Origin of the sequence: Ciceribacter sichuanensis (assembly GCF_024055605.1) — a bacterium.
Classification (GTDB): Bacteria; Pseudomonadota; Alphaproteobacteria; order Rhizobiales; family Rhizobiaceae; genus Allorhizobium; species Allorhizobium sichuanense.
Genome location: NZ_JAMXLX010000002.1, coordinates 278,442 through 293,626, shown reverse-complemented (window position 1 = coordinate 293,626; position 15,185 = coordinate 278,442). Strand labels below are relative to the sequence as shown.

Below are 15,185 nucleotides of genomic sequence, written 5' to 3'. Positions count from 1 at the left end.
TAAAATGAGGACGTGAAGCGTAAGAAGCGAATCTGAAAGATCGCGACGCGCTTTAAGGTGGCCGCGAATGTGAGTGGAGTGGGCAGGTCGTGATCGGACGCTTACTGGTTTTCCTCGGCGGACTATTGGTCGTGGCGTTGTTTGCGGCGCTGCTCGGGCCGATGTTCGTGGACTGGACCGATTTCCGCAAGGATTTCGAGGATCAGGCCAGCCGTATCCTCGGCAAGAAGGTGACCGTGCATGGCGAGGTCAATGCCCGCCTTCTGCCTTTTCCTTCGGTCACCCTGCACGACGTGACAGTCGGTCCCGACAGCGAAGGCGCGCCGCTCGTTACCGTCTCGCGCTTCTCGCTCGATGCGGAACTTGCTCCCTTCCTTTCCGGCGAGGCGCGCATTTTCGACATGCGAATCGAGGAGCCGAAGGCGCGTATCCGGTTGCTGGCCGATGGTACGCTCGACTGGCTGCGCGGCTCCAGCGCGGAAATTCCGGCCCGGACGGTCGTGCTCGAAAAGGTGCACGTCACCGGCGGCGAGATCGAATTCATCGACCAGCAATCCGGCCGGACGCGAAAGGTGAGCGGGCTCGACGCCGAGATGACTGCGGCGTCCCTTGCCGGTCCGTGGACCGCAGACGGTACGGCCGTGGTTGATGGCGAAGCTGGTGGATTCCATCTTGCCAGCCAGCAGCCCAATCCGGCGACCGGGGCAATTCCACTCAAGTTGAGGCTCGATCCCGGCAACCGACCATTCAGTCTGGACCTAGAGGGCGACCTTTCGCTCGCTGAAGGCAAGCCGATCTACAAGGGGCGTTTCCAGGGTCAGTGGCGGGATGCCTATGTGGAGAAGGTGCCCAACGACCGCAAGCCGGTGCCCGCACCACGGGCCAAGGGGGAGTTCGAGCTTACCAATGAGCGTATTGTCGTTCCTGCGTACCGGCTTGAGCTGGCGGAGGCAGACAATCCCTACGTCATCACCGGCGAGGCGAAACTCGACACCGGAGCAAAGCCGGAGTTCCTGCTAACGGCGGAGGGTCAGCAGGTCGACGTCAACAGGTTGGCGAATGACGGCGGGCAGGGCAAGACGGGGCGCAATGCCGCCGGGTCCGTGCGCCAGCGCCTCAATCTCTTGATCGCCATGGCGGCGGAGATTCCGGTACCGACCGTGCCGGGACGAGCAAATCTGAAACTGCCGGCAATCGTGGCCGGCGATACGGTGCTGCGTGACATCCAGATCGATATTCGCCCTGCAGGCACCGGCTGGACCGTTGAACGCGCGGCTGCGGTTCTGCCCGGCCGCACGCAGGTCGAAGCGAGGGGCAAGCTCACGCTGATCGGATCGCCTTCGTTCAGCGGCGACCTGCTTGTGGCTTCGACACAGCCGTCGGGACTGGCTTCATGGGTATCCGGCGTCGTCGATCCTGCGATCCGGCAACTGAAGTCGGCCGGTTTTTCCGCGGCCGTCAACCTGACGCCGGATATCCAACGTTTCGAGAAACTGGAACTCGCCATCGGCGAGGCGCATCTCAACGGTCGTCTGGAGCGGCAGTCGGTCAACGGTCAGCCGGCAACACTGTCGGTCGATCTCTCCGGCAACGAAATCGATCTCGATGCGGCGCGGGCGCTCGGTGCACTGATCGTCGGCGACGACCTAGACAACGGCGTGTTCGCCCAGCGGATTGCCACGCGCATGAAGGTCGGCAAACTTGTCGCTTACGGTGTCGAGAGCCATGAGGTCGACACCATCTTCACGCTTGACAGCGGCAGCGTTTCGGTCGAGCGGCTGAATATAGGCGACGTGGCCGGCGCTTCGATTCGTGCCAGCGGATCCGCGAGCGGCTCGTTGCTCGATTACACCGGCAAGGCGCAAATCGCGTTTCAGTCCGCCGATCCCACGCCATTCCTGACGATGGCTGCGGCCCAGCTTCCGCCGCATCCGGCACTTGCCTGGCTGGTGAAGAGCGCGCCCTGGTATGCGGATGCAAACATGCAGGCGGCCGTATCGCTGGGGGATGCCGGCGGCAGCGGTCTGACCGCAAAATTCAGCGGTACGGCCAATGGCAGCACCATCACCGCTGATTATGCCGTCGATGACATCGCCGACTTCACGGGCACCGCAGCGCTGAAAATGAATGCGACGCTCGAAAACCCGGAAACGCAGATTTTGCTTGGTCAGGCGGGGCTTGATCCATTGCCGACCGGTACCGGCGTTGCGGGCCGTCTCTCACTGGATGTCAGCGATCAAGGTGGAGAAGCCGCGGACGTTGCGCTGAGGTTCACCTCCGCCGGCACGGAAGCGACGGCGAGCGGGCAGGTTTCTCTCGATATTGCGGATTTTCTGGCGGGAGCCGGAAAGGTTTCGGTCACGAGCGACGATCTGGAGCCATTCCTGATGTCTGCAGGCGTTGCGATGCCGGCGGTCGGTGGCGGATTGCCCACGCAGTTTTCTGCCGACGTCAAGCTGGCCGACCGGAAGGCCTTGTTCGACCGGATCGAAGCGACGCTGGACGGAAATGCATTGAGCGGAGATCTGTCCCTCGACCTGTCGGGCCAGCCGAAGATCGAGGGACAGCTCAAGGCCGGTCGGGCTGATCTTGCATGGCTTGCCGAGACGGTCCTCGGACCCGTCAGCGATCCCGCAACGGGCAAGCTTTCGCAAGAGGCGCTGCCGGCGCGAGTCAGTGAACCCGATCTCGACATTGCGCTGGAGGTTGGCAACTTCTCATCCGGCATCATCGACCCTGTAATCGGCCTGTCTGCAAAGCTGCGCCGCTCGGGTGGCGAACTCATCCTCGACGATGTTACGGGAGGCTGGCTTGGCGGAACGCTTACGGGCCGGCTGATGGTCGCCAACGCCGACGGGACGGGGCTTTATCAGAGCCGCATCACACTTGCGGGAGGTGATCTCGCTGATGCCCTGCCGGCACAGCAAGAGGGTGGTCAGGCCGCAGCAACCGGGCGGTTCGATTTCGACCTCGTCGCGGAAGGGAGCGGCAAGACGGTGTCTGAATTGCTCGGTTCGACCAACGGTTCCGGTTCCCTGAAGGTTGGCGCGCTGACCGTGTCGAAGCTCAACCTTGGGCTCCTGCCGCAGGTTCTGGAGGCGGCTGGTGGCATCAAGGGCGACATCACGGAAGACAAGGTGAAGGCTATCGCGGCAGGGCTGATCGATGCCGGGCCGGGTCTATTCCAGAACGTCGTGGTGCCGTTCAACATGACCGGCGGCGTCATGCGCATCCAGAACGTGACGCTGGAGAGCCAATCGGCAAAGCTGGATGGTGAAGCCCGCCTGAATGTTATCGACGGAACCATGGACGGTACCGTCCATATCGCGTTCGATGCCGGTGACGATGCGCTGGCCGGTGCTGAACCGGGTATCCGGCTTGCCTATGCCGGCGAGATCGGCGCACCTGCGCGGCAACTCGATGTTGGCGATCTGACGAATTTCCTGTCGCTTCGCGCCTTCGAGCGGGAGCGTCGCAGGGTGGAGGCGCTGCAGTCAAACGTGCTGGAGAAACAGCGGCTGAGGCGTGAGGTCGTCCTTCATCGCTATCGGGAAGATGAGCGTCAGAAGGCGGAGGCCGAGCGGGCGAGAGCTGCCGAGGAGGCACGTCAGAAGGCGGAGGCCGAAAGGCTGGCTGCGGAAGAAGCCGCGCGGCGAGCGGCACAGGCGGCTACCGAAGGTGCTTCCACCCCGACGGGGCAGCCGCTCGGCGATGGGACGTTCACCACCCCGGAGATGCCGGTTTCGCCCGACGAGAAAGTAACGCGCGATAGTCTTCCGCCGGCCAAGCCGCTACAGTTCGAGAGCCTGCCGGGCGTCAATTGAGCGTGTGCTTGGGTAGTCCATCGGGATGAATGCGGAGCCGTTCATCCGTTTTTTCCTTCGCCTGCTGCGGTCGATCTGTGGCGAACGGGCGTTATGGACGCGGGATAGCTCAGGTCTTTTGAGCCTTTGCCTTCAGCCAATTCAGAACATAGAGCCTAAGCGCCGAAGAGAGATTGGCCGTCGGGTCGCGGTTCTCGTCGAGCTCCGTGATGAGGGCCGCGAGCGGCAGGTTGCGCTCGTCGGCTATCGCTCTCAACTCATCCATGAACGGGTTTTCGAGTGAGAAGCTGGTGCGATGGCCTCGCAAGGTGATTGAATGCTTACGGATCACGATTGCCTCATCCCGGTGGAAAGGTCTTTCACAAAGTGATTCCGGAAATGGTGGTAAGTGCCTGAAGCGGAAGAGCTTGCTGTGAGACGCGTCACTCAGGCTTCGGATGTTCAAGCCGTCCCTGGTCGAGGGTCTTTTCGGCCTTCTTGTTGAGCGCGTGGGTCAACTGCTTCTCGACCTTGGTGCGACCGAAGGTGATACGGTTCTGTTCGGCCTTTGCTTCCTTTTCGGAGCGGACCTTGGTCTTCCTGAACTGGCGGAGATTGACGACGTCTGCGCTCATCTTTGATGTTCCGGCGGGGGCAAGAGGGCACCTCTTTTGAGGCGCCCCTGATCACAGGTCACTGCTTCTTGCGGAATGCGTCGAGAGAAACGACGGAACCTTCCTTCTTCTCTTCGGCCGGCTTCTCAGCCGTTTCTTCCGTGTGTTCGGCGGCGGCGGCGGAGACTGGATAAGCGGTGATCTCTGCACCTTCCTCGTCTTCTTCTGCGAGCGGCACATCGAATTCGAGTTCGAAGTTCACCGAGGGGTCATAGAAGCCGCGAATCGCGTTGAAGGGGATGACCAGCTTTTCCGGCGTGTCGGAGAAGGACAGGCCGATCTCGAACAGGCTGTCGGTCACCTTCAGGTCCCAGAACTGGTGCTGGATGACGATGGTCATCTGCTCGGCGTACTTGGCCTTCAGGTGCTGGGAAATGCGCACGCCCGGCGCGCCGGTCAGGAAGGTGATGAAGAAGTGGTGGTCACCTGGCAGACGGCCGGTGGCTGCGACCTCCGTCAAAACCTTGCGGATGACACCGCGCAGCGCGTCCTGAGCCAGAATGTCGTAGCGAATATGGTCCTGCGCCATATGGTCCTGTCTTTCTTTCCTGTGACGTCTTTCCACGGCTATATGCCATGGCGCCGGACAGCGGGAAAGCCCCCGGTGACGAGTCATATCAGGCGATAGTACATGATTTTGGCGGAAGGGGGTAGGCGAGGAAGAATGAGGGAAAAGAGTTAGGTGAAGGCTTCTGTTGCCAGGTGCCTTCGGACCCCGCCTCAAGGGGCTAACCTAGAGGGCTTTAGAGTGGGTTTCCCGCACCGCCATTAGGCAGCGAGAGCATAACCCTTAGCGTTGTTGTCGTTTGCAACTACACTTGTGACCCGATAACGGCGGTATCATGCCGAGCAAAAGTTCGATCTTTACGCCCTTGTCGATCCTATTTCGCCCCCATCAAAAGCCGGTCATCACGGACCGACCGGTTTTTGGTGGAGGCGCCGGGTACCGCCCCCGGGTCCAATAGGTTTATTACACCGACCGTTTATCGCCATAGCCGACCCGAAAGCCGGCAGGAGTGATATAGGTGTTTCCTGCTGCATTGAAAAGGGGGGCGTCGCTGCTTTCGGCGGTTGTTTCTGCCGCCGCGATAATCGGGGGAAACTGCTGCCAGCACCTTGGTCCGGCTGACCGAGCGCGCTAAATGCAATGATCGGCGTAATTTATCGTGCCCCGCCTTGGTTCCCTCGTGTGGTCGCACTAAATTGCGATGTCCTCCTCTCGAGTCGAAGACGGAACAATGAAGCAGTATCTGGATCTCCTGCAGCATGTGATGGACAACGGCACGGATCGTGGCGACCGGACCGGCACAGGCACGCGTTCGGTTTTCGGCTATCAGATGCGCTACGACCTCGGTGAGGGCTTTCCGGTTCTCACGACCAAGAAGCTGCATCTTCGTTCGATCATTCACGAACTGCTGTGGTTCCTGAAGGGCGAGACCAATATCGCCTATCTGCATGAGCACGGAGTTTCCATCTGGGACGAATGGGCCGACGAGAACGGCAATCTCGGTCCTGTCTACGGCGCGCAGTGGCGTTCCTGGCCGACCGGCGACGGCGGCCATATCGACCAGATCGCCAATCTGGTGGAAGGCATCCGCAAGAACCCCAATTCGCGCCGGCATATCGTTTCCGCCTGGAACCCGGCCGAAGTGGACGAGATGGCGCTGCCGCCCTGCCACTGCCTGTTCCAGTTCTATGTGGCGGATGGCAGGCTCTCCTGCCAGCTCTACCAGCGTTCCGCCGATATCTTCCTCGGCGTGCCCTTCAACATCGCTTCCTATGCGTTGCTGACGATGATGGTGGCGCAGGTGACGGATCTCGAGCCCGGCGATTTCGTGCATACGCTCGGCGACGCGCATCTTTACGCGAACCATTTCGAGCAGGCGAAACAGCAGCTTGCCCGTACGCCGAAGGCTTTGCCGAGAATGAAGATCAATCCGGAAGTGCGCGACATCTTCTCGTTCCGTTTCGAGGATTTCAGCCTCGAAGGCTACGAGGCTGATGCAAGCATCAAGGCGCCGATCGCCGTCTGACACCCCGGACGGGCATTCACGAAAGACAGAAAATGTCCAATCCCGAAATTGTGATCGTGGTCGCGATGGCGTCCAACAACGTGATCGGCCGCAACGGCGATATGCCATGGAAGCTGTCGACCGACCTCAAGCGCTTCAAGGCGCTCACTCTCGGCAAGCCGCTGGTCATGGGGCGCAAGACCTTCGAATCCGTGGGCGGCAAACCGCTGCCGGGGCGCCCGCATGTCATCGTAAGCCGCGGGGCAGCGATAGATGTCGCTGGCGTCGAGACTGTTCGTAGTCTGGACGAAGCCATTGAGCGGTCTAAGGAAATCGCGGTCGAGACGGGTGTTGACGAGGTCTGCGTCGCCGGCGGTGGTGAGATCTACCGGCAGGCACTGCCGCTCGCCGGTGTGCTGCATGTCACCCATGTCGAAGCTGCGATCGAGGGCGATACCGTATTCCCGGAGATAGATCCGGCGGTGTTCGAAAAAGTGCAGGAAACGCTGGTTCCCGCCGGCGAGAAGGATAATTATCCGACGCGATACACCACCTACCGGCGTCGTCCTGCGGCATAACGCATTATTTTCCCTAACGGCAGAAGAAGTTAGGTACTTTCCGTTGAAAGGCCTCGGCCCGATACCTATAACGGGACGAGCGTTCCGTCCGCGGCCCGCGAGTGCCGGCGGCTGGGATGATGGGAGCACTTGCAAACAAAGAGGTATTGATGCCCTGGAGCAATCAGAACGGCGGCGGCCCATGGGGCGGCGGCGGCGGTAACAATCAGGGACCCTGGGGGCAGGGGCCGAACCGGCCGCGCGGCGGCGGTGGCAATACGCCGCCCGACCTTGAGGATCTCATCCGTCGCGGGCAGGACAGGCTGAAGAACATCGTGCCGGGAGGTTTCAACGGCGGCGTAGTGGTCGTTCTGCTTCTCGTGCTCGGCGCATTCTGGGCCATGCAGGCCATTTATACGGTGCAGCCGGACGAGCGCGGTGTCGAACTGCGCTTCGGTAAGCCGCAGGAAGAGATTTCCATGCCTGGCCTGCATTTCCATCTTTGGCCGCTCGAAACCGTCGAGATCGTCAAGGTCACCGAGCAACAGCAGAACATCGGCGCGAAGGCCTCTTCGTCTTCGAGCGCCGGTCTGATGCTTTCGGGCGATCAGAACATCGTGAACGTGCAGTTCTCGGTTCTCTTCACAGTGAGCGATCCCAAGGCCTATCTCTTCAATATCGAAAGCCCGCCGCAGACGCTGCAGCAGGTTGCCGAAAGCGCCATGCGCGAAATCGTCGGCCGTCGTCCGGCGCAGGACATCTTCCGCGATGCGCGTCAGCAGATTGCAGCGGACGTGAAGGCGATCATCCAGGGCACCATGGATAGCTACGGCGCAGGCATTTCGATCAATGCCGTTGCGATCGAAGATGCGGCCCCGCCGCGCGAAGTGGCCGACGCCTTCGATGAAGTGCAGCGTGCCGAACAGGACGAAGACCGTTTCGTCGAGGAAGCCAACAAGTATGCCAACCAGCAGCTTGGTCAGGCTCGCGGTCAGGCCGCGCAGATCCGTGAAGAAGCGGCCGCCTACAAGGACCGTGTCGTCAAGGAAGCCGAGGGTGAAGCCCAGCGCTTCGTCGACATCCACGAGGAATACAGCAAGGCGCCCGACGTTACTCGCAAGCGCCTCTATCTTGAAACCATGGAGCAGGTTCTGAAGAACTCCAACAAGGTCATCATCGACGAGAAGCAGGGCGTCGTGCCCTATCTGCCGCTCAACGAGCTCAATCGCATGGGCCAGGGCCAGACGCAGCAGGGAGGCAATTGATCATGTCCAATCGCCTTGTCGCTATCTTGATCGGCCTTGCCGCCGTTCTGCTGCTCATCTACTCGTCGGTGTTCGTCGTCAACGAACGTCAGCAGGCAATCGTGGTCCGTTTCGGTCAGATCCAGGCCGTCTACAAGGACCCGGGTCTCTACTTCAAGCTGCCCTTCGCGTTTGCCGATGCCGACCGTGTCCAGTACGTGGAAGATCAGGCGCTTCGCTTCGATCTCGACAACATCCGCGTTCAGGTTTCGGGCGGTAAATTCTACGAGGTGGATGCCTTCGTGGTCTACAAGATCACCGATGCACGCCGCTTCCGCGAAACCGTTTCGGGCGACCGCGACGCTGCCGAAACCCGTCTTACAACCCGTCTCGATGCATCGCTGCGCCGGGTTTATGGTCTGAGGGGTTTCGAATCCGCTCTGTCCGACGCCCGTGCTTCGATGATGCAGGAGGTTCGCGACGACCTTCGGGCAGACGCCGAATCGCTCGGTATCACCATCGAGGACGTTCGCATCCGTCGTACCGACCTGACACAGGAAGTCTCCCAGCAGACCTTCGATCGCATGAAGGCCGAACGTCTGGCGGAAGCCGAACTCATCCGTGCCCGTGGTAATGAAGAAGGCCAGCGTCGCCGCGCAATCGCCGACCGTCAGGTCGTCGAACTCCAGGCGGAAGCCCAGCGTGATTCGGAAGTGCTGCGAGGCGAGGGCGATGCCGAGCGTAACCGCGTATTCGCGGAAGCCTTCTCGCGCGATCCGGACTTCTTCGAGTTCTACCGTTCGATGCGCGCTTATAACGGGGCGTTGGGTGGCAACGGCACGACGATGGTCCTTTCGCCGGATTCCGAATTCTTCCGTTATTTCAACGGAGCCTCGGGTCCTGCTGCAGCCGCGCCTGCCGCGCCGGCAGCTGCCAACAACTGATAGGGGCGCCATGTCGGATTTTCTGACAGGCGTGGCGTTCTTTCTCATCATCGAGGGGCTGGTCTATGCACTAGCCCCTCGTTTGCTTGTCAGGATGGCGAAGCTGTTGCCTGACATTCCTGAAGGGCAGTTGCGTCTTTCCGGTCTTGTCGCGATTGCCTTTGGCGTCGCTCTCGTATGGCTGCTTCGCGGATGACGGAGCGGTGAGGTCTCGCCTGAAATTGATTTAACCTTTCATCATTCCGCCTTATGCTGTCGCCAAAAAGCGATTTCCGAACCGCAGAGGAAGCCTCATGACCATCGACGCCCGCAAGCGCCATTCCCTCCTTCCAGCATTCCTGGTCGGGGCAGCCCTTGCCGTCGGCAGTGTCGTCGCGCCATATCCCGTGCGAGCCCAGGGACCCGAATCGGTTGCGGATCTCGCCTCGGGCCTGCTGGACGCGGTGGTTAACATCTCCACCTCGCAGAGCGTCAAGGAAGAGCGTGATGCGCCGATGCCGAAGCTGCCGGAGGGGTCTCCCTTCCAGGAGCTTTTCGAGGATTTCTTCAAGAACCGCGGCAGCCAGGACGGCAATAACAAGGTCAATTCGCTCGGTTCAGGCTTCGTCATCGACCCGAGCGGTTTCATCGTTACCAACAATCACGTGATCGAGAATGCCGATGACATCGAGGCGATCTTCCCGGATGGCTCCAAGCTCAAGGCAAAGCTGATCGGCACGGATACAAAGACCGACCTTTCGGTGTTGAAGGTCGAGCCTCCTGCGCCGCTCAAGTCGGTCAAGTTCGGCGATTCCCGCAAGATGCGCATCGGCGACTGGGTGATGGCGATCGGCAACCCCTTCGGCCTTGGTGGTTCGGTGACCGTCGGCATCATCTCGGCCAGTGGCCGCAACATCAATGCCGGACCCTACGACAACTTCATCCAGACGGATGCCGCGATCAACAAGGGCAATTCCGGTGGTCCGTTGTTCAACATGAACGGCGAAGTCATCGGCATCAATACGGCGATCATCTCGCCGAGCGGCGGTTCCATCGGTATCGGCTTTGCGGTTCCGACGGAGCTTGCGGAGAATGTCATCAAGCAGCTCATGGAATTCGGCGAGACACGGCGCGGCTGGCTCGGCGTTCGCATTCAGCCTGTCACCGACGACGTGGCCGAGAGTGTCGGCATTGTCGGCAAGGCGCGCGGCGCCCTGGTCAGCGGCATCGTCAAGGGTGGACCGGTCGAGAACGGTCCGATCAAGGTCGGCGACGTGATCGTCGGCTTCGACGGCAAGAAGGTTGGCGACACCCGCGATCTGGTGCGTATCGTTGCCGAGAGCCGCGTCGGGGCGGAAGTCGATGTCGTCATCCTGCGTGACGGCAAGGAGGAAACCGTAAAGGTGAATCTCGGCCGTCTGGAAGATGAGCAGCAGGCCAAATCGGACGATCAGACAGAAAGTGGAGAAGACGCAGCACCCGAGGGCGGTGGCGAGGCCGCGCCGGAAGATGACGGCACCATCGAGGAAGACCAGCAAGCTCCCGAGGAACAGGGCAACAGCTCGGCTCCGGTGATGGAAAACCTCATCGGCGTCGAACTTGCGACACTCGATGATGCCGGTCGGAAGACCTATTCCATCGCGGAGAGCGTCGAAGGCGTCATCATCACCAAGGTTCTGCCTGGTTCGCAGGCCGAGGCCAAGGGGTTGAAGGTCGGGCAGGTGATCGTCGAGGTGGCTCAGGAATTCATGCAGGTGCCGAAGGATGTCATCGACATGCTGGCCGCGCTCAAGGGTGAGGGACGCCGCAGCGCGCATCTGATGGTGGCCGACGGCGAGGGCAATCTCCGGCTCGTCGCAGTGCCACTGGAGTAGCGCTGGTCTCGCAGTTCAAGGAATGATGCGCTTTACACGTGCGAAATCCTGATCAACGAAAACGACCTCCGTGTAGAGAACACGGAGGTCGTTTTCATGAGGATTGCTGTGGCTGGCTTCAGGGGGTGACGAAATCGCTCTTGCGATAGCCCTGCAGGTAAAGGAGCGCGGTGAGGTCGCCGTGGTCGATGCGGATCTTAGCCTGTGCGGCCACTGCCGGCTTGGCGTGGAGGGCGACACCCGATCCTGCCAGTTCGAGCATGCCGAGGTCGTTGGCGCCGTCGCCGACGGCGATTACGTCGGCGGGATCGATGCCGAGCTTGTCGGTGATGTCCAGCAGAGCATCGACCTTGGCCTGCTTGCCGAGGATCGGCTCCTCCACCACACCGGCCAGCGCACCGTTTTCCTCGATCAGGATGTTGGCGCGGTTTTCGTGGAAGCCGAGGGTTTCGGCGATGCGTGATGTGAAGACCGTAAAGCCGCCGGAAACCAGTGCGGTGTAATGCCCCTTGGCCTTCATGGTGGCGATCAGTTCCGGTCCGCCCGGTGTCAGCGTGATGCGCCTGGCGATCACCTCGTCGACCACTGTGACGGGCAAGCCCTTGAGCAGGGCGACACGTTCCCTGAGTGCGGGTTCGAAGGCGATCTCACCATTCATGGCGCGTGCGGTAATCGCCGAAACCTTCTCTTTCAGTCCGACTTCTGCGGCCAGTTCGTCGATGCATTCCTGGCCGATCATGGTCGAATCCATATCGGCAATCAGAAACTTCTTGCGTCGGGTATCGGCATCCTGAATGGCGAGGTCGACCGGAAGACCTTCGATTGCGGCGCGCAGCGCGGTTTCCGCTTCTGCTGAGACCGTGCCATCCTTGAGCGCGATGTCGCAGGCAATGCCGTCTGCGAGCCAGTACAGACCGGAGGCCTTCACCGCCTCGGCGGCCTTTTCGGCGATGTCGGGTGCGAGAACGGGATTTGACGGATTGGCAATAAGCGTGGCAACGAGGGCCATGATGGATAACCTTGGAACTGATATCGACGCGATCCTGATAACCGGGCCGACTGCCAGCGGCAAGTCCGCGCTGGCGCTCGATTTCGCAAAGCGTTTCGGCGGGCAGGTGGTCAACGCCGACAGCATGCAGGTCTATGACGTCCTGCGGGTGCTGACGGCGCGCCCATCAGAAGAGGAAATGGAGGGCATTCCCCACCACCTCTATGGGCATGTGTATCCCGGCAATACCTATTCGACCGGCGACTGGTTGCGCGAAAGCGGCGATCTGCTCTCCCGGTTTAAGGCCCAAAAAGTGCTTCCGGTCATCGTGGGAGGCACAGGTCTTTACTTCAAGGCGCTGACCGGCGGACTTTCCGATATGCCGACCGTGCCCGAGGATATCCGGACGACATGGCGGGGGCGGCTTTCTGAGGAAGGAGCGGAGGCGCTTCACCGCGAGCTTGCCGCGCGCGATCCTGCCATGGCAGAGCGCCTCAATCCACAGGATGGCCAGCGGATCGTGCGGGCGCTCGAAGTGCTGGAAGCGACGGGACAATCGATCTCTGAATTTCAGGGTAAGGCTGGCCCCATGCCGATCAATCCCGCCCGTGCCCGCAAATTCGTGGTGTTGCCGGACCGTGCGCTTCTGCATGAGAGGATCAACCGGCGCTTTGCCGGTATGTTCGAGCAGGGTGCTGTAGAAGAGGTCGAAGCGTTGTTGGCGCTTGGGCTTTCTCCCGAGATGCCGGCGATGAAGGCGATCGGGGTTTCCCAGATCGCGGCGATGCTGAAGGGGCAGCTGTCACGGGAAGAGGTCATCGACATGGCATCGGCTGCGACCCGGCAATATGCCAAGCGGCAGATGACGTGGTTTCGCAACCAGATGGATGAAAGCTGGGAGCGGGTCGACCCCGCTACTTTCTCCGCTCAGTCCTTGCGGTAGAGGCTGGAGAGAGGTTTCTTCAGGATGCTTTCGCGAAGCGAGCTTCCTTCTCGACGAAGCGTGCCTCCGAAGGAAGGGTTGGCGGGCGGCGAAGGCTCCTGCGTGTGGATCGCAGCGTAAGGCGCCGGTTCGCCTCGTTCGCGCGGCTGCTGGGGGAATATGCCCTCGCGCTGCAGGGCTGTGCGCTCTTCCGCAAACCTGCTGCCGGGCAGCATGTCGGGACGGTAGGGCTCGACTACCGGCGGCGGTTCGGGTGCGGTAACGGGAACGGGAACGGGATGTGCTGCCGGGGCGGGATGCTCAGGTGTCAGGAGAGCCTGCCGGATCTCATCGAACGTGGCGTTCGGGCCGAGATGGGCCGGGATCTCGAAATCGTCTTCATCCTGCTCCCGGGAGGGAGGTGCGACTTCGTTGAAGCTCCTCGGACTTTCCTCCGGCCGGCTGGCGGGGAAGGCGGTTTCGAAGCTCTGCTGGAATGCCGCAATATCCGGTGCCGCTACGGACCGCATGCGGGCAACGATCGACCGGAGGTCGACCGTATCGGGATTTTCCTCGCTGTGTTTGACGCCGGTGCCGTTGGCCTTTGGCAGATGGCTGCTGTCGACGCGCGAAAAACGCATGCGCATGGGCACGGCAATCGCCTCGCCGAAGGCGATCGCCTCGCCATTGCCAATCGAGGAAATGAAGCTGGTCGTGGAGATCGACGAATCCGGGATTGCGGAACGGATGATTTCCTGGTCCCGGTCGTTCGTCAGGCGCATGGCGAACAGGGTCGAGCACTGCGACAGGATCGTCTGGTCGAGTTCGCCGGGGCGCTGGGTGATGATGCCGAGCGATACGCCGTACTTACGGCCTTCCTTGGCGATACGGGCAATGGCCTGCCGTGTAGGGAAGAAACCCAGGCTCGGGTCGGATGGAATGTAGCGATGGGCTTCTTCGCAGACGACGAGCATGTGGATTGCGCCGTTCGACCAGAGCGCCAGTTCGAAGGCCATGCGGCAGAGGACCGAGGCGACGGAATTCACCACCTCCGAAGGAATGCCGGCGAGCTGGAAGGTGCAGATCGGCCTGTCGTCTCCCGGAATGCGGAAGATTTCCGCAATCGTCTCCATGATCGTGTCGCTGATCGTGTTGTTGGAGAACATGAAGTGATAGCGCGGATCGTTGATCGCCGACATGATGCGCATCTTCAGCGCGCGCATGAACGGTTTGTCGCCGCGGCCTTCCAGCCGGCCGATGCGATCGTCGATCAGCGCCAGAAGGTCCGCCATGCGATAGGGTACCGGTGTATCGGCAGTGATCGAGCTTTTGTCCGACGTGCGGCGCATCAGAGCGGACTCGTTGCCACGGAAGGCGCGTTTGGCCTCCGGCAGGAGGTCGCGGAGAATGTCGAGTTCCTCCGGCACCGATGGGCGGCCGCGGAACAGCACTTCGGCGAATTCCTCAAGCTTCATCAGCCAGAAGGGCAGGTCCAGCGTATCGGTATCGACGACCACTGCATGCTCGGGGAAGGCGGCGGCGAATTCATTGTGCGGGTCGAGGATGAGGACGCGCAATTTCGGGTCGGCCTCGATTGCCTTGCGCAGCAGCAGCGAGACGGCCGTCGACTTGCCGACGCCGGTGGAGCCGACGACGGCGAAATGCTTGGAAAGCATCGAGGGAATGTGAATGGTTGCGTCGATGCTTTCGTCCTGCGTGAGCTTGCCGATGGCGCAGGAGGATCCCTTGCGGCTGTCGTAGATGCGCAGGAGGTCGGCAGCACGTATGCGGTGGGCGACGGCGCCGAGATAGGGATAACGCGAGATGCCGGTCGAGAACTCGTCCTGACCGCTCAGGCCTTTGTGGACCTCGCCCAGCAGCTCGACCTCGATGAGGAAATAGTTGTCGGCCTCCTCACCCCAGTCGCGGGAGCCTGTCTGCATCGAATAGGCAAGCGCCACCACGCGGTTTGCCCCGACGCTGATCGAGATCAGGCGCCCGACGGACCAGAGTTCTGTGAGGTCGGTGGAGCCTTCTTCCGCCACAGCGGCAATGGTTGCGCGGGAGCCGTTGCAGGCGACGACGCGCCCGAGCATGCGATAACCCGGATGCATGCGGTCGCGGCGATCCTGTTCGCCAGCGCTGCCGGATGTCTTGAGATCGTCGTTACGCAATAGGAGGCTCCCTG

13 protein-coding genes and 1 other RNA gene are annotated in these 15,185 nt (G+C 61.3%); 8 read left to right on the top strand and 6 right to left on the bottom strand.

Annotated features, from left to right (window positions below; translation table 11 throughout):
- The first annotated feature begins 89 nt into the window (after positions 1-89).
- Entirely contained in the window at positions 90-3,824 is a 3,735-nt protein-coding gene (locus NBH21_RS07810; protein ID WP_250916038.1) for an AsmA family protein, read from the top strand.
- A 109-nt stretch (positions 3,825-3,933) separates the two neighbouring features.
- On the opposite strand, the gene NBH21_RS07805 is transcribed toward NBH21_RS07810, so the two are convergent.
- The 4 genes from NBH21_RS07805 to ssrA form a co-directional block, all read right to left on the bottom strand.
- Entirely contained in the window at positions 3,934-4,155 is a 222-nt protein-coding gene (locus tag NBH21_RS07805; RefSeq protein WP_250916039.1) for a ribbon-helix-helix domain-containing protein, read from the bottom strand.
- 91 nt (positions 4,156-4,246) lie between these two features.
- Positions 4,247-4,438, bottom strand: a complete 192-nt coding sequence (locus NBH21_RS07800; protein ID WP_250916040.1) for a DUF4169 family protein — start codon at positions 4,436-4,438, stop codon at positions 4,247-4,249.
- A 58-nt stretch (positions 4,439-4,496) separates the two neighbouring features.
- Positions 4,497-5,006, bottom strand: coding sequence for an SspB family protein (locus NBH21_RS07795; RefSeq protein ID WP_250916041.1), 510 nt, complete (start codon positions 5,004-5,006; stop codon positions 4,497-4,499).
- A gap of 152 nt (positions 5,007-5,158) precedes the next feature.
- Positions 5,159-5,528, bottom strand: a transfer-messenger RNA (tmRNA) gene (ssrA, locus tag NBH21_RS07790).
- Positions 5,529-5,715: 187 nt separating this feature from the next.
- Here ssrA and NBH21_RS07785 point away from each other — a divergent pair.
- The 6 genes from NBH21_RS07785 to NBH21_RS07760 all read left to right on the top strand — a co-directional run bounded on the left by NBH21_RS07785 (position 5,716) and on the right by NBH21_RS07760 (position 11,087).
- A complete protein-coding gene (locus tag NBH21_RS07785) occupies positions 5,716-6,510 on the top strand; it encodes a thymidylate synthase (RefSeq protein WP_250916042.1) in 795 nt (264 codons plus the stop codon).
- A 32-nt stretch (positions 6,511-6,542) separates the two neighbouring features.
- The gene (locus tag NBH21_RS07780) at positions 6,543-7,067 is read left to right on the top strand and encodes a dihydrofolate reductase (RefSeq protein ID WP_250916043.1); all 525 of its coding nucleotides are present in this window, start codon (positions 6,543-6,545) and stop codon (positions 7,065-7,067) included.
- Between the two features lie 149 nt (positions 7,068-7,216).
- The gene (hflK, locus tag NBH21_RS07775; protein WP_250916044.1) at positions 7,217-8,311 is read left to right on the top strand and encodes an FtsH protease activity modulator HflK; all 1,095 of its coding nucleotides are present in this window, start codon (positions 7,217-7,219) and stop codon (positions 8,309-8,311) included.
- 2 nt (positions 8,312-8,313) lie between these two features.
- Entirely contained in the window at positions 8,314-9,234 is a 921-nt protein-coding gene (hflC, locus tag NBH21_RS07770; protein ID WP_250916045.1) for a protease modulator HflC, read from the top strand.
- 10 nt (positions 9,235-9,244) lie between these two features.
- Positions 9,245-9,430, top strand: a complete 186-nt coding sequence (locus NBH21_RS07765; RefSeq protein WP_163899694.1) for a DUF2065 domain-containing protein — start codon at positions 9,245-9,247, stop codon at positions 9,428-9,430.
- A 97-nt stretch (positions 9,431-9,527) separates the two neighbouring features.
- Positions 9,528-11,087: a Do family serine endopeptidase gene (locus NBH21_RS07760; RefSeq protein ID WP_250916046.1), complete on the top strand. Its 1,560-nt coding sequence runs from the start codon at positions 9,528-9,530 to the stop codon at positions 11,085-11,087.
- A 118-nt stretch (positions 11,088-11,205) separates the two neighbouring features.
- Here the strand turns inward: NBH21_RS07760 and serB are convergent, their stop codons facing one another.
- Positions 11,206-12,096 (bottom strand): phosphoserine phosphatase SerB, encoded by an 891-nt coding sequence (serB, locus tag NBH21_RS07755; protein ID WP_250916047.1) that lies wholly within the window; start codon positions 12,094-12,096, stop codon positions 11,206-11,208.
- Here serB and miaA point away from each other — a divergent pair.
- On the top strand, positions 12,095-13,018 hold the full coding sequence (gene miaA / locus NBH21_RS07750) for a tRNA (adenosine(37)-N6)-dimethylallyltransferase MiaA (RefSeq protein WP_250916048.1): 924 nt from the start codon (positions 12,095-12,097) through the stop codon (positions 13,016-13,018). The genes serB and miaA overlap by 2 nt on opposite strands.
- Here miaA and NBH21_RS07745 read toward each other — a convergent pair.
- On the bottom strand, positions 13,003-15,171 hold the full coding sequence (locus tag NBH21_RS07745) for an ATP-binding protein (RefSeq protein WP_250916049.1): 2,169 nt from the start codon (positions 15,169-15,171) through the stop codon (positions 13,003-13,005). The genes miaA and NBH21_RS07745 overlap by 16 nt on opposite strands.
- Between the last annotated feature and the right edge of the window lie 14 nt (positions 15,172-15,185).

Bases quoted from the DNA above. Each gene is read 5' to 3' on its own strand.
- NBH21_RS07800 (WP_250916040.1), bottom strand. From the start codon at position 4,438: ATGAGCGCAGACGTCGTCAATCTCCGCCAGTTCAGGAAGACCAAGGTC.
- NBH21_RS07795 (WP_250916041.1), bottom strand. From the start codon at position 5,006: ATGGCGCAGGACCATATTCGCTACGACATTCTGGCTCAGGACGCGCTG.
- NBH21_RS07785 (WP_250916042.1), top strand. From the start codon at position 5,716: ATGAAGCAGTATCTGGATCTCCTGCAGCATGTGATGGACAACGGCACG.
- NBH21_RS07780 (WP_250916043.1), top strand. From the start codon at position 6,543: ATGTCCAATCCCGAAATTGTGATCGTGGTCGCGATGGCGTCCAACAAC.
- hflK (WP_250916044.1), top strand. From the start codon at position 7,217: ATGCCCTGGAGCAATCAGAACGGCGGCGGCCCATGGGGCGGCGGCGGC.
- hflC (WP_250916045.1), top strand. From the start codon at position 8,314: ATGTCCAATCGCCTTGTCGCTATCTTGATCGGCCTTGCCGCCGTTCTG.
- NBH21_RS07765 (WP_163899694.1), top strand. From the start codon at position 9,245: ATGTCGGATTTTCTGACAGGCGTGGCGTTCTTTCTCATCATCGAGGGG.
- NBH21_RS07760 (WP_250916046.1), top strand. From the start codon at position 9,528: ATGACCATCGACGCCCGCAAGCGCCATTCCCTCCTTCCAGCATTCCTG.
- miaA (WP_250916048.1), top strand. From the start codon at position 12,095: ATGATGGATAACCTTGGAACTGATATCGACGCGATCCTGATAACCGGG.
- serB (WP_250916047.1), bottom strand. From the start codon at position 12,096: ATGGCCCTCGTTGCCACGCTTATTGCCAATCCGTCAAATCCCGTTCTC.